The 18,473-nt window shown below is 68.7% G+C and carries 17 protein-coding genes; 8 read left to right on the plus strand and 9 right to left on the minus strand.

Annotated elements, in window-relative coordinates:
* Window positions 1–51 precede the first annotated feature (51 nt).
* The 6 genes from ACV22Z_RS11495 to ACV22Z_RS11520 all read right to left on the minus strand — a co-directional run bounded on the left by ACV22Z_RS11495 (window position 52) and on the right by ACV22Z_RS11520 (window position 6,183).
* Window positions 52–1,107: a 2Fe-2S iron-sulfur cluster-binding protein gene (locus ACV22Z_RS11495; protein ID WP_448076427.1), complete on the minus strand. Its 1,056-nt coding sequence runs from the start codon at window positions 1,105–1,107 to the stop codon at window positions 52–54.
* 11 nt (window positions 1,108–1,118) lie between these two features.
* Window positions 1,119–1,352 carry an SDR family oxidoreductase gene (locus ACV22Z_RS11500; RefSeq protein WP_448076428.1) on the minus strand — a complete coding sequence of 78 codons (234 nt, stop codon included), beginning with the start codon at window positions 1,350–1,352 and terminating at the stop codon, window positions 1,119–1,121.
* Window positions 1,353–1,393: 41 nt separating this feature from the next.
* A complete protein-coding gene (locus ACV22Z_RS11505; protein WP_448076429.1) occupies window positions 1,394–1,912 on the minus strand; it encodes a flavin reductase family protein in 519 nt (172 codons plus the stop codon).
* Window positions 1,909–3,678: an FAD-dependent oxidoreductase gene (locus ACV22Z_RS11510; protein WP_448076430.1), complete on the minus strand. Its 1,770-nt coding sequence runs from the start codon at window positions 3,676–3,678 to the stop codon at window positions 1,909–1,911. The genes ACV22Z_RS11505 and ACV22Z_RS11510 overlap by 4 nt, the downstream gene beginning before the upstream one ends.
* Before the next feature lie 10 nt (window positions 3,679–3,688).
* Window positions 3,689–4,882 carry an acyl-CoA dehydrogenase family protein gene (locus ACV22Z_RS11515; protein WP_448076431.1) on the minus strand — a complete coding sequence of 398 codons (1,194 nt, stop codon included), beginning with the start codon at window positions 4,880–4,882 and terminating at the stop codon, window positions 3,689–3,691.
* A gap of 161 nt (window positions 4,883–5,043) precedes the next feature.
* Entirely contained in the window at window positions 5,044–6,183 is a 1,140-nt protein-coding gene (locus tag ACV22Z_RS11520) for an LLM class flavin-dependent oxidoreductase (RefSeq protein ID WP_448076432.1), read from the minus strand.
* Between the two features lie 267 nt (window positions 6,184–6,450).
* Between ACV22Z_RS11520 and ACV22Z_RS11525 the strand changes: the two genes are divergently transcribed.
* Window positions 6,451–6,801 carry a VOC family protein gene (locus tag ACV22Z_RS11525; protein ID WP_057925050.1) on the plus strand — a complete coding sequence of 117 codons (351 nt, stop codon included), beginning with the start codon at window positions 6,451–6,453 and terminating at the stop codon, window positions 6,799–6,801.
* A 251-nt stretch (window positions 6,802–7,052) separates the two neighbouring features.
* Here ACV22Z_RS11525 and ACV22Z_RS11530 read toward each other — a convergent pair whose 3' ends face one another.
* Window positions 7,053–8,243 carry a helix-turn-helix transcriptional regulator gene (locus ACV22Z_RS11530; RefSeq protein ID WP_448076433.1) on the minus strand — a complete coding sequence of 397 codons (1,191 nt, stop codon included), beginning with the start codon at window positions 8,241–8,243 and terminating at the stop codon, window positions 7,053–7,055.
* A gap of 279 nt (window positions 8,244–8,522) precedes the next feature.
* Between ACV22Z_RS11530 and ACV22Z_RS11535 the strand changes: the two genes are divergently transcribed.
* From ACV22Z_RS11535 to ACV22Z_RS11555, 5 genes are all read left to right on the plus strand, one after another.
* Window positions 8,523–9,461 (plus strand): alpha/beta hydrolase, encoded by a 939-nt coding sequence (locus tag ACV22Z_RS11535; protein ID WP_448076434.1) that lies wholly within the window; start codon window positions 8,523–8,525, stop codon window positions 9,459–9,461.
* Window positions 9,458–10,582: a bifunctional 3,4-dihydroxy-2-butanone-4-phosphate synthase/GTP cyclohydrolase II gene (ribBA, locus tag ACV22Z_RS11540; RefSeq protein WP_448076435.1), complete on the plus strand. Its 1,125-nt coding sequence runs from the start codon at window positions 9,458–9,460 to the stop codon at window positions 10,580–10,582. The genes ACV22Z_RS11535 and ribBA overlap by 4 nt, the downstream gene beginning before the upstream one ends.
* Before the next feature lie 194 nt (window positions 10,583–10,776).
* Window positions 10,777–11,220, plus strand: coding sequence for a helix-turn-helix transcriptional regulator (locus ACV22Z_RS11545; RefSeq protein WP_448076436.1), 444 nt, complete (start codon window positions 10,777–10,779; stop codon window positions 11,218–11,220).
* A 2-nt stretch (window positions 11,221–11,222) separates the two neighbouring features.
* Window positions 11,223–12,557, plus strand: a complete 1,335-nt coding sequence (locus ACV22Z_RS11550; RefSeq protein ID WP_448076437.1) for a type II toxin-antitoxin system HipA family toxin — start codon at window positions 11,223–11,225, stop codon at window positions 12,555–12,557.
* Between the two features lie 163 nt (window positions 12,558–12,720).
* Window positions 12,721–13,956, plus strand: a complete 1,236-nt coding sequence (locus ACV22Z_RS11555; protein ID WP_448076438.1) for an NADH:flavin oxidoreductase — start codon at window positions 12,721–12,723, stop codon at window positions 13,954–13,956.
* Between the two features lie 249 nt (window positions 13,957–14,205).
* On the opposite strand, the gene ACV22Z_RS11560 is transcribed toward ACV22Z_RS11555, so the two are convergent.
* Entirely contained in the window at window positions 14,206–15,333 is a 1,128-nt protein-coding gene (locus tag ACV22Z_RS11560; protein ID WP_448076439.1) for a 4-hydroxyphenylpyruvate dioxygenase family protein, read from the minus strand.
* Window positions 15,334–15,899: 566 nt separating this feature from the next.
* Between ACV22Z_RS11560 and ACV22Z_RS11565 the strand changes: the two genes are divergently transcribed.
* Window positions 15,900–17,201 (plus strand): UDP-N-acetylglucosamine 1-carboxyvinyltransferase, encoded by a 1,302-nt coding sequence (locus ACV22Z_RS11565; RefSeq protein WP_448076440.1) that lies wholly within the window; start codon window positions 15,900–15,902, stop codon window positions 17,199–17,201.
* A 159-nt stretch (window positions 17,202–17,360) separates the two neighbouring features.
* On the opposite strand, the gene ACV22Z_RS11570 is transcribed toward ACV22Z_RS11565, so the two are convergent.
* Entirely contained in the window at window positions 17,361–17,549 is a 189-nt protein-coding gene (locus ACV22Z_RS11570) for a hypothetical protein (RefSeq protein ID WP_448076441.1), read from the minus strand.
* Window positions 17,550–17,588: 39 nt separating this feature from the next.
* On the opposite strand from ACV22Z_RS11570, the gene ACV22Z_RS11575 reads away from it, so the two are divergent.
* On the plus strand, window positions 17,589–18,359 hold the full coding sequence (locus ACV22Z_RS11575; RefSeq protein WP_448076442.1) for an IclR family transcriptional regulator domain-containing protein: 771 nt from the start codon (window positions 17,589–17,591) through the stop codon (window positions 18,357–18,359).
* The last annotated feature ends 114 nt before the right edge of the window (window positions 18,360–18,473 follow it).

Raw genomic sequence — 18,473 nt, forward strand, 5'->3', positions numbered from 1 at the left:
GGAGTCGCAAGGAATGCCGCCCGCGCGTGCCGCGCAGGATGGCGCAATGGCTCAATCGGGAAATACGACCCGCAGCGCATCGCTCGCGGGTTTCGCACAGCACGCGAGCGTCCAGCCGGCCGCGAGTTCGTCGTCGTCGAGCACGTGATTGCCGTCGAGCGCAACCTCGCCGCGTTCGATCCGGCACATGCACGCGCCGCACTGCCCCATCCGGCACGAGTTCGGTGCGGACACCCCCGCGCGCAGCATCGCGTCGAGCAGCGTTTCGCCCGGCTGGCTGTCGAACGCGAACGACGTGCCGTCGAGCACGGTCTCGATCGCGGCGGCGCATGAGCCGTTGCCGTCCGCGGCGCCCGAGCCGCCGGCCACTGCCTCGTCCGGCTTCACGCTCGCCGCGTCCGGCAGCGACGCGAAACGTTCGACGTGCACGCGCGAGCGCGGCAGCCCGAGCCCGAGCATCGCGGCGAGCGCGTTCTCCATGAACAGCGCGGGCCCGCAGATGAACGTCTCCTGCTGGCTGAACGGCCGCGCGAGCTCTTCCAGGTGCCGCTGCTGCGGCACGCCCTGCACGCTGTCGAGCCAGTGGGTCACGCGCAGACGGCCCGGGTGGCGCTGCGCGAGCTGCTGCAGCTCGTCGCGAAAGATCACCGAACGCTCGTCGCGGTTCGCATAGATCAGCGTCAGCATCCCGCGCCCGTGCACGAGCGCGGACTTCAGGATCGACAGCACCGGCGTGATGCCGCTGCCGCCCGCGAACAGCAGCAGGTCGGCGTCGAGCGTGCGCGGCGTGAACACGCCGGCGGGCGGCAGCACGTCGAGCGCGTCGCCCGCGCGCACGCGGTCGCACAGCCAGTTCGACGCGCGGCCGTCGCGCACGCGCTTGACCGTGATCTTCGGCGCGGCATCGATGCCCGGCGCGCTCGACAGCGAATAGCAGCGCGCGGCCACGGTGTCGCCGCACGGCACGTTCAGCGTCAGGAACTGGCCGGGCCGGTACGCGAACGCGTCGCGCAGCGCGGCGGGCACGTCGAACACGAACGAGCATGCATCGTCGCTTTCGGCGATCACGGCGGCGACGGTCAGCCGGTGGAAGCGCGAATCGTCCATGGCGAGGCTCCTCAGGCGAGGCCCATGATGAGTTGGCCGTTGTCGATCCGGTATTCGCCGCCGTTGATGAAGCGCGACTCGTCGGACGCAAGGAACAGCGCCAGGTTTGCGATGTCTTCCGGCAGCGCGAGCCGGCCCTGCGGGTCGATGCCCTGTTCCCACGCGCGGCGCGTGGCGGTCGCCTTGCCGACGCCGCTCGCCGCGCCCGTGACGATCGCGATCCTGCCGTTCAATCTGTCTGCCATGTTTCGTGTCTTCCGTATCAATGGAGCGCGCGGCTCAAGTCTCATGCGGCCGCGCGGCTGGCGGGCGCGCCGGGCGTCGTGTAGGCGCCGTCGAGATAGACGAGCGGATCGACGTCGCCGCTCATCAGCACTTCCCGGATGCGTCCGATGAACACCGTGTGCGTGCCGTATTCGAAGCGGCCGTCCTGCTCGCAGACGAGGCTCGCCTGCGCGTCTCGCAGGTACGGCACGCCGAGCGCGGACGTCTGCCAGTCGCCGGTCGTGAAGCGCGCTTCGCCCTTCAGGCGGCCGCTGCAGTCGATCGCGATCCCTTCGTGGCGCGCGGACAGCACGTTCACGCAGAACGCCGCGCCCGCATCGAGCGGCGGAAACAGCGACGCACTCTGGTTGATGCAGATCAGCAGCGACGGCGGTTCGGTCGACAGCGAATCGACCGCGGTCGCGGACATCGAGTAGCGGCGCCCCCCGTGCGTGCTGCTGATGACGGTGACCGAGCGCGCGAGGCGGCGCATCGCGAGCAGCATGTCCGTGCGCAACGGATGGGTGGTGAGGTCGGTCATGATCTTGCTCCGTCTAGTTCTTTCGTGAATGGCCGGACGAGCCGGCCGGCTGGGTGTTCCGGGCCGGCCGCCTGCGCGGCCAGGTGGTCGGCGGCGATGAAGCCGAACGTCATTGCCGGCCCGAGCGTCGAGCCCGCGCCCGGATAGCTCGTGCCCATCACCGACGCGCTCGTGTTGCCGATCGCGTACAGGCCGTCGATCGCGGTGCCGTCGTCGCGCAGCACGCGGGCCAGCGCGTCGGTGACGAGCCCGCCCTTCGTGCCGATGTCGCCCGCGTCGATCCGCACCGCGTAGAACGGCGCCTCGTCGATCGGCCCGAGGCACGGGTTCGGCTTGACCTGCGGATCGCCGTAGTAGGTATCGAACAGGTTGTCGCCCTTGCCGAATTCGTCGTCGATGCCGGTCGCCGCGTAGCGCGCCATGTCGCGCAGCGTGCCGTGCAGGCCGGCCGCGTCGATGCCGATCCGCGCGGCGAGCGCGTCGACCGTGTCCGCCTTCACGAGCACGTCGCGGAATGCGTCGGGAATGCGTGCATCGGGCATCATCGACGCCGGCATGATCGGCCCGCACGGATACTTGCGGCGGAAGCGCGCGTCGAACACCATCCAGGCCGGCACGTTCGAGCCGGTGCGGGCGTGGTCGCGGTACATCGCCGGCACGAATTCCGAATATGGCGCGGCCTCGTTGACGAACCGCTTGCCGAGGCCGTTGACGATCACGCAGCCCGGCAGGTTGCGCTCGACGAACAGCGCGCGCTGCTTTTCCTCGCCCGCGACGCCGACCGTCGGCGCGCCCCACACGTGCTCCATCAGCGCGAGCGCGCCGCCGAGCCGGTGGCCTTCGGCAATCGCGTCGCCCGTATTCGCAGGCGGCGTCGCGCTCCACTGCGCGCGGGTCGGCTGCGGCAGGTAGCGCTCGCGCATCGGCTGGTTGCGCTCGAAGCCACCCGCCGCGAGGATCACGCCGCGCCGCGCGACGATCGTCACCGGCTGGCCCGCGCGCTGCGCACGCACGCCCGTCACGCGACCGTCGATGTCGAGCAGGTCCCGCATCGGCGTGTCGAGCCAGACCGGCACGTTGCGCTCCAGCAGCGCGCGGCGCAGCCCGCCGATGATCGCGTTGCCGAGCGTCAGGCGCCGGTCGCGGCGCGTGCGCCGGCGCGCCGGCAAGTCGAGCCAGTAGCGGCCGAACTGCGCAAGCGCAAGCTTCATGAAACCGGGGCCGCGCGAAAACAGCGTGTGTGCTTCCTTCGACGTCACCGCGACGCGGCCGCCGATCAGCGTGCCGGGCGACGGCGGGCGCAGCCGAGCGAATTCGTCGCCGAGTTGCGCGCCGTCGAACGGCATCGGGTCGAGCGCGCGATAGCCGGGCATCGCCCCCGGCAGCTTCTGGAAGTAGTCCGCGTATTTCGGCAGCGCCTGGTAGCGCACCGGCGTCTTCGTCTCCAGGTAGCGCAGCATCTCCGGCGCGTGGTCGAGGTACGCGTCGAGCTTGTCGGCGGGCGTAGCGCCTGCCGTGCATGCGTCGAGATAGCGGCGCGCCGCGTCGCGCGTGTCGGTCGCGCCGAGCTCGGCGATGTGGTGATTGCACGGTATCCAGATCCCGCCGCCCGACACGGCGGACGTGCCGCCGTACAGGCCGGTCTTCTCGATCACGACGACGGACAGGCCGCGGTCCGCCGCGCGGCAGGCCGCGAGCAGGCCGCCCGCGCCTGAGCCGACGACGATCACGTCGAATGCGTATTGCTGCGCTTGCGCGTCGCTCATCGCTGCCTCGTCAGATGAAGTAGTCCGTGTTCTCGCGGCCGAGCATCACGGCGCCGAGGTTCTGGCCGAAACGGTCGACGTTGTTCGCGTAATGCGCGCGCGCCGCATGCAGGTCGAGGAAGCGGCGCACCAGCGGATTGCGGTGATAGATGCCGTTGCCGCCCGCGTAGCGCAACAGCGCATTGGCCGCCTGCGCGCAGCGCTCGGCCACCTGGGCCGACTGGTAGCGGAAATGCACGCGCCGCTCGATCGACACGGCCGGGCCGCCGTTCGCAGCCGTCATCAGCTCGGCGAAATTGCGCTTGAGCAGCACGCGCATCTCGTCGATCGCGACCGCGGCGTTCGCACATGCGCCCTGCGCGCCCGGATCGTCGGTGGTCTTCGTGCCGCTGTTCGCGGACACGCGCGTCGCCGCGTACGACGTGAAATCGTCGAGCGCGCCCTGCAGCGCGCCGATGCACGACGTGCACACCGCGCGCACGAAGATCTGCGCGAACGGCAGCCGGAACAGCGGCGCGTCGTTGACGGCCAGGCCCGGGCTCGTGCCCATCATCCCGTCGACCGCCTTGTGCGTGCGGTACGCGGGCACGAACACGTCGTCGACGACGATGTCGTGGCTGCCCGTCGCGCGCAGCCCGAGCACGTCCCAGTCCAGCTCGATCCGGTAGTCCGCCTTCGGCAGCAGGAACGTCCGGTATTCGGGCGGCTCGCCCGCCTTCGCCGGCGGCACCAGCGCCCCGAGGAACACCCAGTCGCACAGTTCGCTGCCGCTCGAGAACTTCCAGTGGCCGGACAGCCGGAAGCCGCCGTCGACCGGCGTCACGCGGCCGACCGGCATATAGGTCGACGCGATCAGCGTCGACGCATCGTGGCCCCACACGTCCTGCTGCGCGCGTTCGTCGAACAGCGCGAGCTGCCAGTTGTGCACGCCGACGACGCCGTACACCCAGGCCGTCGACATGCAGCCGCGCGCGAGCGCCATCTGGATGTCGAAGAACGTCTGCGGATCGAGCTCATAGCCGCCGTAGCGTTTCGGCTGCAGCACCTTGAAGAAGCCGGCGGCCTGCATGTCGGCGACCGTCTCAGCCGGAATGCGGCCCTGCGCGTCAGCCTGCGCCGCCCGCCCGGCAAGCACCGGGGCCAGCGCTTCCGCCCGCGCGATCAGCGTGGCGGCCAATGCGTTCGAATCGTTGTCGCGATGCACGAATGTCTCCTGTCGACCCGTGTCGGCGCTGGGCGCCGGCCCGGGTCCCATACGGGGTTGTTCGGCGCGGCCCCGCCGCGCCCGGTTGTTGTTGCGATCGATGTTCTTCGCCGGACGCGCGCGCCGCATCGTCCGAAAGGACGACGGGCGCGGCCCGCGCGTCATGCGTACTTGCGTTGCGCGTCGCCGTTGAAGAACGGGATCACGTGCTCGCCGATGTTGCGGATCGTCTCCATCTGCGCGTCGTGCGGCACCGTGCCCATCTGGCACAGGAACAGCACTTCGTCGACCCCCGCTTCCTGCAGGCGGCCGACGTAGCCGATGCAGTCGTCCACCGTGCCGTATGCGTGGTTCGGGTTCATCATCGCGAGCGCCGGGTCCGCGAAATTGACGACCACTTCCTCCGACGCGAAGCGCGAGCGGATCACCAATTCGCCGCTGTCGGCCTGCACGAGGTCGTCGCCCCACTTCGACGGGTCCGGGCGCTCGCCGCCCGTGTACCAGTACGCGAGCGATTCCATGAAGTAGCGCTGGCCGCGGATGCCGATCTTGCGGGCCTTCTGGCCGTCCGCGAGCACGACCGTCGGGCACAGCGCCGCGAGATGCTGGGTCGGACGGAAGCCGACCTGGTCTTCCGGCTTGCGGGTCGCCCAAGCGTCGCGGTAGACCTGGTTCTTCTTCGCGACTTCGTCCGGGCCGCCGAAGCCGAGCACGAGCGCGCCCATGCCGCGCTGGCCCGCGCGCAGCAGCGCGTCGGTGTTCGTGCAGGCGAGATACATCGGCGGATGCGGATCCTGGAACGGCTTCGGATGGATCGGGCGCTTCGGGATCTTGATGTAGGTGCCGTCGTGCTCGATCTCGTCCTGCACGAACATCTTCGGCACGAGGTACATCGATTCGTCGATCATCGGCTGCAGTTTGTCGAGCTCGTAGCCGAACGCGCCTGCCTCCTGCTGGCTGCCGCCCTTGCCGACGCCGAAATGCACGCGGCCGCCCGACAGGATGTCAAGCAGCGCGACGCGCTCCGCCACCTTGATCGGATGGTTCATCGCCGGCGGCAGGCAGACGACGCCGTGCCCGAGACCGATGCGCGTCGTGCGGCCGGCGAGGTACGCGAGGAACGTCTCCGGCGCGCTCATGTGCGCATAGTTGGTCAGCGACGTGTGCTCGACGCACCAGATCGTGTCGAAGCCGACCTGCTCGGCGAGCAGCGCCTGTTCGACCGTCTCCTGGAACACGCGGTGGTCGCCTTCGCGCGACGCGTCGGTGGTCTGGGCTTCGTAGATGAGGGAAAACTTCATTGCGTGCGTCTCCATGTATGTTGGACGGGTCGGGGTCGCGCACGCCGCCTGCGGCACGCAGACGGATAGCGACGGTCCACGGATGGGAGTGTCGGCGCGCGCGCGGGCGCGGGCATCGTCTGTTTGGAGTAACGGGGCAGGTTCGCGGACAGAGGGGTTTCACCGTCATCCGAACGGACTGCGTGCGACCGGACGGGGCCGCGCTACGATCGTCGGGCGGCGGCGTACCCGCCGCGTCACCACAATTCACGACAAGGGAGACGACGGATGAAGGTTTCGATGCTGCTGTATCCGGTCGACGACATCGACACGGCGTTGCCGCTGTTCGTCGACGGCCTGGGGCTGAACGTGAAGTTCCGGGACGGCGACCGCTATTGCGCGCTCGACGGCGGGCCGCTGACGATCGCGCTGGTCGCGGGCGACGAGCAGATCGTCGAGCGCGCGGCGCTGACGCTGCGGGTTGATGAGGATGACGATCTGTATGCGGCGATGGCGCGCGTCGTGAAGGCCGGCGCATCGGTACGCGTGCCCGTGCAGGCGGGGCCGCACGAGTATCGTGCGGTGCTCGAGGATCGCAACGGCGCGCTGCTGGTGATTTCGCAGAAACGGGCGGCGTGAACGCCGGGGGCGCGCGGGATTCGGCTTGAGGTCGTGCGGCCCGTGCATCGGGCCGCACGGCGGGCCACTGTGTTCTGTCGTTGCGCGGCAGCTATCGCATCAGCGGCATTGCCGGAGAGAATTCGCTCCGGGTTCGCTGCAGCCGCAACGGAACACGTAGTCGCAAGCGGCGGCGGGACGCGCGATACCCGGCGGCCGCCGGGGGCGGAACATCGCGGTGGCGCGCGTCATCTGCCCCGCTCCCCGCTCCCTCAACCCAGCGGCACCACACTGCCGAGCAGGATCCGCACGAGCGTCGCCTGGCGCGTGACGCCCGTCTTCGAGAAGATCGCGCGCAGATGCGTGCGCGCCGTGTTCTTGCTGATGCCCGATTCCTCTGCTGCTTCCTCGAGTGTCATCCCGTTCGTCAGCAGCAGCGCGAGCGACGTCTCGGCGGGTGTCAGGTCGAACAGCTTGCGGATGATCTCCTGCGCGCCCTGCGGTTTGCGGTCCGGATCGCGCAGCAGCAGCGCGACGGCCGGCCTCCGCTTGTTGTCCTCCGACCAATCCGACAGCAGGATCGTGCGCACCAGCAGCCCGAGGCGCGGCTTGTCGAAGCTGCGCGTAATCGGCATCGCCTCGACGATCGCGGACGCGGTGCCGTGGTGCCCCATCACCGCATGGCGGATCAGCCGCTGCAGCGTTCTGTTCTCCTGCGCATCGGTCGCCTCGATCGTGCCGCGCGCGACGCACAGGCCGTTGCCCTGCTTGAGGATCTCGTCAGCGACGCCGTTGATGTCGATGATCGCGCCCTTTTCGTCGAGCGTGATCATCCCGACCTGCATCCGGTTGACGGCGTTCGCGTAGATCGACCGTTCGACTTCGGCCGTGTCGAGCCGCGAATGCAGTTCGACCGCGCGCTTCAGGTGCGGCAGCAGGAGTCCGCAGATCGCCTTGTCGCGCGCCGAGAACGGCGCCGACGCATGCTTGCGGCACACGCGGAACCGGCACTCGACGCCGGACAGCGTGCGCAGGTCGGCGCCGAGGATGTGGCGCACGTCCGATGGCAGCAGGAACTGCTTGTAGAACTCGCTCGACAGCCAGCCCGTTTCGCCGAACACTTCGTCGGCCGTCACGACGCGATCGGCCGGCAGGCCGATGAACGGATCGAGCGAATAGTAGTACGTGTTATACGACGTCTCGCCGTCGCCGGGCACGACAGGCCCGAATTCCGACGCGTGCACCGACAGCGGCGCGCGGCGGTCGCTCGCGGCCGCGCGCAGGATCAACGTCACATAGTTCGCGTCGAGCCAGCGGCGCACCAGTTCGAGCGCGCCCGCCCACGGCGGCGTCTCGAGCGGTCCCTGATAAATCCGCGCCATCAGTTCGCTGAACTCCGCGACGCCGAGGCCGGCCGCCTCCATCGTTGATTGGCTCTCTTGCGGAGCCCATCGTGTCTCCATCAGCACGCTCCATCCTCCATGCGACTCGGCTCAGTTCGATTCAACCGCGCCGCCGACATTAAGACGCGTCCAAATTTCGGCGTCATCGGGATATCTACTGAAGACGAAGCTTTCGCTATCCGGCCAAAGCCACCATCGTCCGATCGGACGATGTAAGGCCCGGGCCGCTGCGCTGGAATGCCCGTCAGGCCGCGCCGGCAAGCATCCGGCGCGATCTCGGGTAAACCGCGACGCGGGTATACCTGATTCGATCCGCACCCGATTCAGACAGGAGTTCCGATGCCGCTCGACCCTCAGGCGCAGGCGTTGCTGACCGCGTTCGCGCAGGCGCCCGCAATCGATTTCAATCAACTGACCGTTCCCGCCTACCGCGCGAGTCTCGCGGCGGGCGGCGCATTCGGGCCCGGCGACGCGATCGCCGCCGAGGAAGACTGGCGCATTCCCGCATCGGGCCACGTGCTGCCCGCTCGCCTTTACCGTCCGCATGCCGACGGCCCGCTGCCGCTGACCGTGTTCTTCCACGGCGGCGGCTTCGTGTCGTGCGGGATCGATTCGCACGCGAACCTGTGCCGCAGCCTCGCGCAGCGCGCCGGCACGCTCGTGCTGTCGGTCGACTACCGGCTCGCGCCCGAGGCGCGCTTTCCGGCGGCCGCGCACGATGCGTGCGACGCGGTGCGCTGGGCCGCGGCGAGCGCGCGCGACCTCGGCGCGCGCGACGGTGCGCTCGCGGTGGCAGGCGACAGTGCGGGCGGCAATCTCGCGGCCGTTGCCGCGCAGCAACTGCGCGGCACGGGCGTCCGGATCGCGCACCAGGTGCTGCTGTATCCGGTCGTCGATTGCGCGACCGAACATTCGTCGTACGAATCGTTCGCCAACGGCTTTTTCCTGACCGCGGACATGATGCGCTGGTTCAAGCGCCACTATTTCGGCGACGATGCTGACCGCGCGTCGCCACTCGCGAGCCCGCTGGCGGCGCCCGATCTCGCCGGCGTGCCGCCCGCGACGATCGTCAGCGCCGAATTCGACCCGCTGCGCGACGAGGCCGAAGCGTATGCGGCACGCCTCGCGCAGGCCGGCACGCCGGTCACGCTCGTGCGCTGGCCGGGCCAGTTGCACGGCTTCGCGAGCATGCTCGGCGCGGTCGACGCCGCCGACCGCGCGCTGACGTTCGCCGCCGACGCACTGCGCCGCGCGTTCGCGGCAGCGGAGGCGCGATGACGCTCGCCAGCACCCGGGAGATCGTCGACGAGTTGCGCGCGGGCCGCATGGTCTTGCTCGTCGACGAAGAGGATCGCGAGAACGAAGGCGACCTCGTGATCGCGGCGGACCACGTGAGCCCGGACGCGATCAATTTCATGGCGCGTTTCGGGCGCGGCCTGATCTGCCTGACGCTGACCGCCGAACGATGCGCGCAGCTCAGGCTGCCGCCGATGGCCGATCACAACGGCACGCCGTTCGGCACCGCGTTCACGGTGAGCATCGAGGCAGCCGACGGCGTGACGACCGGCATCTCGGCCGCCGACCGCACGCATACGATCCGTACCGCCGTGCGCGCCGGTGCCCGGCCCGATGATCTCGTGCAGCCCGGCCACGTGTTCCCGATCGCCGCGCGGCCCGGCGGCGTGCTCGTCCGCGCGGGACATACCGAGGCCGGCTGCGACCTCGCCGCACTGGCGGGCCTCACGCCGGCCGCGGTGATCTGCGAGGTGATGAACGACGACGGCACGATGGCGCGGTTGCCCGACCTGCAGGCGTTCGCCGCGCATCACGGGCTGAAGATCGGCACGATCGCCGACCTGATCCACTACCGGCGCGAACACGAATCGCTCGTCGAGCGCGTCGGCGAGCGGCCGCTGCACACGCCGTGGGGACGGTTTCGCGCGATCGAGTATCGCGACACCGTGCACGGCGCGCCGCATCTCGCGCTCGTGTGCGGCGAGCCCGATCCGGCGACGCCCGTGCTGACGCGCGTGCACGAATGCCACTCGCTGCTCGACCTGCTCGACGCCGAGCCGTCCGCGCATTCGTGGCCGCTGCACGCGGCGCTGCAGCGAATCGACGCGGCCGGCTGCGGGGTCGCGGTGCTGCTCGACTGCGACCTGCACAGCGACCATGCGCGTGCGCCGGCGGGCGGCATGCGCCGCGACGGCCGGGCGACCGGCATCGGCTCGCAAATCCTGCGCGATCTCGGGGTGCGGCGGCTGAACGTGCTGTCGAGCCCGTTCCGGCTGCCGGCGCTATCGGGGCACGATCTGGAGATCATGGCGTTCATCCCGCTCGGGGACGACGATCCGGAGATGGCGCGACTCGCGCAGGGGATCGGGCGGCGGGCGGCGTAACGCGTCGCCCGAACCGGTCGCGGTCGCGTGCAGGTCATTCGCACGCGTCGAACTGAATGCGCTCGACGGACAGGTGCAACAGCCTTTTGGTTGTATTTCACGAATACAGCCTATTGCTTGTTTTTTTGAAATACATGCAATAGGCTGTTATCGTTGAATACAGCCGATCGGCTGTCGTGCCGTGGAGAGCCGCCGTGCAATTTCCGATTCAGACCTTGAGCCAGTTGCGTCCGATACTTGTCGGTTTCCGAAAGTCGGCGGGGCTCACGCAAGCCCGACTGGCCGCCCGCCTCGGGATCACGCAACAGAGCTACGCGAAGCTGGAAGCCGATCCGACGGCCGTCAGCGTGGAGCGTCTGTTCAAGGTTCTGCAGATGCTCGAGGTCGACCTGATCCTCGGCCAGCAGCCCCCCGGTGCCATCACTTCCCGCTCCACCGAGCGAACCCGCGACGATACGGCGACCGCCGCCGCCGCGACCTCGAATGACAGCAGCCGGAAGCAAGTGGCCGGATTGCGTCCGTACAAGACGGCCCACGGTCGCCCGGAAACCACGGTCGAGGCCCGCGAAGCTGCGCCGACCGGCACGAAAGCAGCGAAATCGCCGCGGAAGCGCATCACGAAACGGGAGGACTGGTGACGATGCCGGCGCGCGCACGCGTTCGCCATCTCGACGTGTGGATGAACGGCATCCCGGTCGGCTATTGGGAGGTCAGGCAGGGCGCCGAACGCCTCGTCTATCGGCAGGACTGGATCGACGATCCGCAGGGCCGTCCGTTGTCGCTGTCCCTGCCCTTCACGCCCGGCAATCAGCCCCATCAAGGGGCTGTCGTGACCGACTACTTCGACAACCTGCTGCCGGACAGTCACGCGATCCGCCGTCGTATCGCGTCACGGTATCGTCTCGCGTCCGCCGATCCGTTCACGCTGCTGACCTCGATCGGGCGGGATTGCGTCGGCGCCATTCAACTGCTTCCTCCGGGCGACGAGCCGGCCGATCTGGAAACGATCGCCGGCGAATCGCTCGACGAAGCGCAAATCGCGGCCGTCCTGCGCGATGCGACTGCTGCACCGCTGGCCGGTCAGCCGGAAATGACCGCCGACCTGCGTCTGTCGATCGCCGGTGCCCAAGAGAAAACCGCCCTGCTGCGGCAGGATGACCGCTGGCTCTTGCCCGGTGGAAGCACGCCGACGACGCATATCTTCAAGCTTCCGATGGGGCTGGTCGGCAACATGCGGGCGGATATGCGGACATCCGTCGAAAACGAATGGCTGTGTTCGCGCATCGTCGCGGCTTATGGACTCCCGGTCGCCCGTTGCGAAATCGGCCGGTTCGACGATCAGAAAGCGCTCGTCGTCGAGCGTTTCGATCGGCGCTTGTCGTCGGACCGGAGATGGATCCTGCGGCTGCCGCAGGAGGACATGTGCCAGGCGACCGGGACGCCACCGGGCATGAAATACGAGTCGGATGGCGGCCCCGGAATCGAGACGATCATGGCAATCCTGTCGAAATCGGCGAACCCGGCAGCCGACCGCATGAATTTCTTCGTCGCTCAGATCGTGTTCTGGGTGCTTGCGGCGATCGACGGCCATGCGAAGAACTTCAGCATTGCGCACCTGCCCGGCAACGCCTACAAGGCGACCCCGCTCTACGACGTGCTGTCGGCGCATCCGATCATCGGAACCGGCAGGAATCGGCTTGCGCCGCAGAGAGCCAGGCTCGCGATGGCCGTGCGCGGCAAAAACCGGCACTACGCGATTCACGAGGTTCAGCAACGCCACTGGATTGCGCAAGGTCTGCGGACAGGCATGCCGGAAGACGATGTGCGGGCAGCGATCTCGGCCGTGGTCGGCCGGACCGATGCGGTGATCGGCGACGTGTCGGCGACGCTCCCGGCGGATTATCCGGCGGATGTCGCCGACGCCATCTTCGAGGGGATGCGGCAGCAGAGCCGCCGGCTGGCCCGGATGCAATAGATCGTCGATCGGCCGTCGCGCTTGCCGCCCGACGCTGCGTCGGCGGCGCGCCGGGTGAGCCGCCATCCCGGCACGCAGCACGCACCCTCGTCCAACCGGACGATGCGTGCAGCCGCCAGCGCCGCACAATGCATCGCGTGTCAGATACTTTCCATCGCCCGACATGCCCTCCGACGACCTTTCCCTTGCCTTCAGCCCGCTGCGCGTCGGCCCGCTGACGCTGCGCAATCGTGTGATCAAATCCGCGACGAACGAAGGCATGGCGCCGAACGGCGTGCCGTCGCGCGCGCTCGTGGAGTTTCACGAGCGCATCGCGGCAGGCGGCGCGGCGCTCACGACCGTCGCGTATTGCGCGGTCAGCCCGGACGGCCGCACGTTCGTCGACCAGGCGCAGCTCGACGCACCGACCGTCCGGCACTTCCGCGCGCTGACCGATGCGGTCCATCGCCATGGCGCGGCGGCGTCTGCGCAGATTACGCACGGCGGCTGCTTCACGTTCCTGCCATCGCTGTCGACGCCGCGGCCGCTCAGCGCGTCGGGCGGCATCAACAAGGTCGGCCTGATGAGCGGCCGGTTCCTGAAGCAGGCGATGACACGCGACCAGATGACGTCCGTCGCCGACGCGTTCGCGCAGGCCGCGCGCCGCGCGCGCGATGCAGGCTTCGACGCGGTCGAGATCCACATGGGCCACGGCTACCTGCTGAGCCAGTTCCTGTCGCCGCTCTATAACCGCCGACGCGATGCCTACGGCGGCGACGCGGCGCGGCGCGCGGCGTTTCCGGTCGAGGTGCTGCGGCGTGTGCTCGATGCGGTGGGCCGCGATCTCGCGGTGGTCTGCAAGATCGGCGTGACCGAAGGCGTGCGCGGCGGCGGCACGGCCGACGACGCGTGCGAGGCCGCGCGACGGCTCGAGGCCGAAGGCGCGCACCTGCTGGTGCTGAGCGGCGGGATGAACGTCGAATCGGTGTGGCAGCTGTTCGGCAGCCCGCTGCCCGGCGACGCGCGTGCGAACGCCGACAACGCGATCGTGCGCGCCGCGATGGCGCTGCAAAAGCTCACCGAGCCGAAGATGGGCGCGTTTCGCGAAATGTACTTCCTCGAGCACTCGCGCAAGGTCCGCGCGGCGGTGCGGATGCCGCTCGCGTATCTCGGCGGCGTGCGCTCGCGCGACAACGTCGCCCGCGCGCTGCAAGACGGCTTCGATGCGGTGGCGATGGCGCGCGCGCTCATGTTCGAGCCGGATTTCGTGAACCGGCTGCGCGACGGCCGCAGCGAGCAGTCGGGCTGCACGTCGTGCAACCGCTGCGTCGTGTCGATGTATACGCCGGGCGGCACGTCGTGCGCGCTGCATCCGCCGAACGATCCGGCGCCGAACCGGATGCCGGCCGCGGGCGGCTGATCGCCTGAGCACTGAGCACTGAGCACTGAGCACTGAGCACTGAGCACTGAGCACTGAGCACTGAGCACTGAGCACTGAGCACTGAGCACTGAGCACTGAGCACTGAGCGACTGAGCGGCTGAGCACCTGAGCACCCGAGCACCTGAGCTCCTGAGCTCCTGAACGACCGACCGGCACGGCGACACCGGCGGCCTCTAGCCGGCCTGGCGACAGCCGACGCGCGGTCGATCGCGCCGGGGGCGAATGCTGTCAGCCCGCGTCGCGCGCCCGCGCGAGCGCGGCGAGGTTGCCTTCGCCGAACCCGTGATGCCCGTGCCGCTGGACGATCTCGAAGAAGATCTCGCCCGGCCGCCGCTTGACGAAGGTCTGGAAGAACAGCCGCGGCGGGCCGTCGCCGTCCGTCTCGCCGTCGACCAGCACCGCGCGGCGGCGCAGCGCGTCGAGATCGAGGCCGTGCCCCGGCAGCCGCGCGTCGACGTCGTCGTAGTAACGCGCCGGCGGCTCGATGAACTCGACGCCGTTCGCGCGCAGCGCATCGACGCACGCGAGGATGTCGTCGGTTGCGAGCGCGACGTGCTGGACGCCCTCGCCCGGATGGTCGGGCAGGTACGCGTGCATCAGTTCGGTGCGCCGCGTGCCTTCTTCGTACACGGGGATCCGCACCGCGCCGCACGGCGATACCATCACGCGCGACTCTTCCGAAACGTGCCAGTGCGCGTCGATTTGATGGATTTCGCGGAAATACAGCAGGTCGTGGTAGAAATCCAGCCATTCCTGCATCCGTCCGGCGCCGACAGTCTGCGTGAAATGGTCGACCTGCTGCAGCCCGGTGCCCGCGAAATCGAGATCGGTATGCGCGGTGGCGACGTCGATCGGCCGGAAGTCGATGTCGAAGATCGAGATGTCGCCGACGCCGCCGCGCTGGCCGCCCTTCCCGCGCCAGCGGTCGACGAAATACAGGTGTGAATCGCCGATGCCCTGGATCGCCGGAATCTTCAGCTCGCCGACGCCCATTCGCTCGCCCTCGAACGCCCATGCGCCGAGCTCGATCGCACGCTCGAACGCGCGCCGCGCATTGGCGACCCGCAGCCCGATCGCGCAGACGCCCATTCCATACTCTTCCGCATAGCGCGCGGCGAACGAATCCGGCTCCGCGTTGATCAGGAAGTTCATCTGGCCTTGCCGGTACAGCGTGACGGCCTTGCTGACGTGCCGCGCGATCGCCTTGAAGCCGAGCTGCTCGAAGCGTTGCGCAAGCGCGTCCGGCACCGGTGCCGCGAACTCGACGAATTCGAGGCCGGCCATCCCGAGCGGATTGGCGGCCGGATCGACGACGGGCGGCGTGTCGCTGGACAGGGGGGGATGATTGCCAAGCATTCCAGTCTCCGGGGGCAAGCGGGTCGATGACAGTGCGCCGGTGCCGCTTCGCGGCCCGGCATGCGCGGCCTGCGGACATGCTGCCCGGGACGCGCGACGTTTTCAATGGGGCAGATTTTAACCAAACCGTTCACATGGGAACACCTCGGCCGAACGGACAGTCATCGTCAGCAACATCCGTGGCCGACCTCCCCGTCTGGCGCAAACCCGAGCAGCGCTCCATAGGCCCTTGAATTTGAATGATAATCGCGCACTTCGACCGATCGGCCAACTGCTCGGCGGCCAGTACGCCGGTAAGCCGGTAAGCCGGTACACCGCTCACGCACGAACGAGCACGGGCAGCCGCGCAGCCAGCGGGGATGTCCGCCCGTCCCGCCGCCGGTCCTCCGCGCCGGATCCCGTCGCGCACGGCGTGCATTATCCAACGCAGTGCCAACGCAGCAGACGACGTCAAAGACTGTCAAACCCTGCCCTTATCTCCCCACATCCTGCCTGCACTTTTCACCGTCGTTGCCGAGCGATGGCATCATATGGGCCTACGTCAGTCACCGATACGCCCCCATATCATGTCGAATCTCATCGTCCACGGCGGCAACCCGCTGCGCGGCGACATCACGCCGTCCGCCAACAAGAACGCCGTCCTGCCGATCCTGTGCGCCACCCTGCTGACCGACCAGCCGCTGCGGCTGGTCGGCGTGCCGGACATCACCGACGTGCGCAAGATCCTCGACATCTTCCGCACGCTCGGCAGCGACGTGTCGATCGATTTCGACACCGGCATCCTCGAGCTCCATCACCGCGACACCCGCTTCGATCCGGCCGTTCACCGGCTGCCCGAGGCAATGCGCTCGTCGATCATGCTGATCCCGCCGCTGCTCGCGCGCTTCGGCGTCGCCCGTCTCGAGAACGACGTGAAGGGTTGCACGCTCGGCGTGCGCGAAATCGACCCGCACGTCGAGGTGTTCGAGCGCTTCGGCGCACACATCGAGCGCACGCCCGATTCGCTGATCGTGCGTTCGGACGGTCCGCTGAAGGCCAACGACCACTGGCTCGACTATGCGTCCGTGACGACCACCGAGAATTTCGCGCTGTGCGCAACCGCCGCAGCCGGCACGTCGACGCTGATGAACGCCGCGTCCGAACCGCACGTGCAGGAGTTTTCGCAGTTCCTCGCGATGCTCGGCGTCGGGATCGACGGCATCGGCACGTCGCGGCTGTGCGTGACCGGCGGTGCCAGGCTCGGCGGCGGCGAATTCCGCTTCGCCGAGGATTTCCACGAGATCGCGACGTTCCTCGCACTCGGTGCGATCACGGGCGGCGACATCGTCGTGCGCAACTCGTCGCCCGAGCATTTCCCGCTGATCGACCGCACGTTCGCGAAGTTCGGCGTGCAGGTCACGCACCGCGACGGCTGGTCCCGCGCGGAACGCGACGGCCCGCTGCGCGTGCGCCGGCCGTTCACGCAGAACATCCTGACCAAGGTCGAAGCCGCGCCGTGGCCGTACCTGCCGGTCGACCTGCTGCCGATCTTCATCGCGCTCGGCGTGCGCGCGGAAGGCAGCGCGATGTTCTGGAACAAGGTGTACGACGGCGCGCTCGGCTGGTCGGGCGAACTGTCGAAGTTCGGCGCGCACGTGCTGCTGTCCGATCCGCACCGGCTGATTACGTTCGGCGGGCTGAAGCTTACGCCGGCGCGCGTCGAGAGCCCGTACATCATCCGCGTCGCGATCGCGCTGCTGATGGTTGCCGCGAGCATCGAAGGGCGTTCGGAAATCATGAACGCGCTGCCAATCCGCCGCGCGCATCCGCATTTCGTCGAGAACCTGCGTTCGGTCGGCGCGAACGTCGAGTGGACGAGCGGCGAATGAGGCTGGTCCTGACGCGGCGCATCTGACGTTCGCGCCGCGGTCCGGCTGTCCGCGCATTCCGCTTTCGACCGGCAGCTTCGACAGGCTGCCGGTCAGTCCCTGCCTGAACGGCTGCAAGATCTTCCGCTGGTCATGCGATGCCGGCCGCTGCCCCCTGCTTCAATCCCCTTCGCCGCAATCGACATCGCCCGCACCCATGTGGTCGATGCCGTAGAGCATCACGGCGGTCGTGCCGCGCGCGGGATTGCTCGGCCGCTGACCCAGGTCGGTGTCGAGTGGATCCGACGGGTACGGGTCGCTCCGAGCATCGATCAACCGCCCACCGATTTGCGCGATAATCGCCCCCATACGCGCGATCGCCGCCCCACCCCTGATGGTTTTGCTCCAATGAAAAAGGCCGAACTCGACAAGCGCGACTGGATTGCCGGCCTCGAAAAAGGCCTGATGATCCTCGAGGCGTTCGACAGCCAGCACGCGCGCATGACGCCGACGCAGGCCGCCGCGCGCACGGGCCTCACCCGCACCGCCGCGCGCCGCTACCTGCTGACGCTCGAATCGCTCGGCTACGTGTACACGGACGGCAAGCTGTACGGCCTCACGCCGCGCGTGCTGCGGGTCGGCTGGTCGTACTTCGATTCCGCGCGCCTGCCGCGCACCGTGCAGCCGTACCTGCAGCAACTGAGCGCGACGTTGAACGAATCGGCGTACGTCAGCGTGCTCGACGAATGGGAACTGGTGTTCATCGCGCGCAACGGCGTGTCGCGCGTGATGACGACGGGCTTCGTGCTCGGTGCACGCGTGCCGGCACCGCTGACGTCGCCGGGCGTCGTGCTGCTCGCGCACCTGCCGGACCGCGACGCGGTCCGCACGTGGCTCGATGGCGCGGAGCTGCCGCCGTTCACCCCGCATACGATCACCAACAAGGCCCGCCTGCTCGAACAGATCGACCGGGCCCGCGACGACGGTTTCGCGGCGATCGAACAGCAATTGCAGGTCGGCGTGCGCGGCATCGCGGTGCCGCTGAAGAACCGTCACGGCGAAGTCGTCGCCGCGCTCAGCACCAACATGCCGATCGGCGCGGAAACGACCGACGCCGCCGTGCGGCGCGTGCTGCCGCATCTGCAGGAAACGGCGCTCGCGATGCTGAACGTGCTCTGAATACGACGTGGCGCGCAAGCTTGGCGCGCCTTCCATGTCGCCAGTCCGCGCGTGTCCATGCGTCTCCGCGCATGTCGATGCGTCTCCGTGCGTCCCGCTGCGTGTCCATACATG

The organism is Burkholderia sp. PU8-34 (assembly GCF_053427725.1).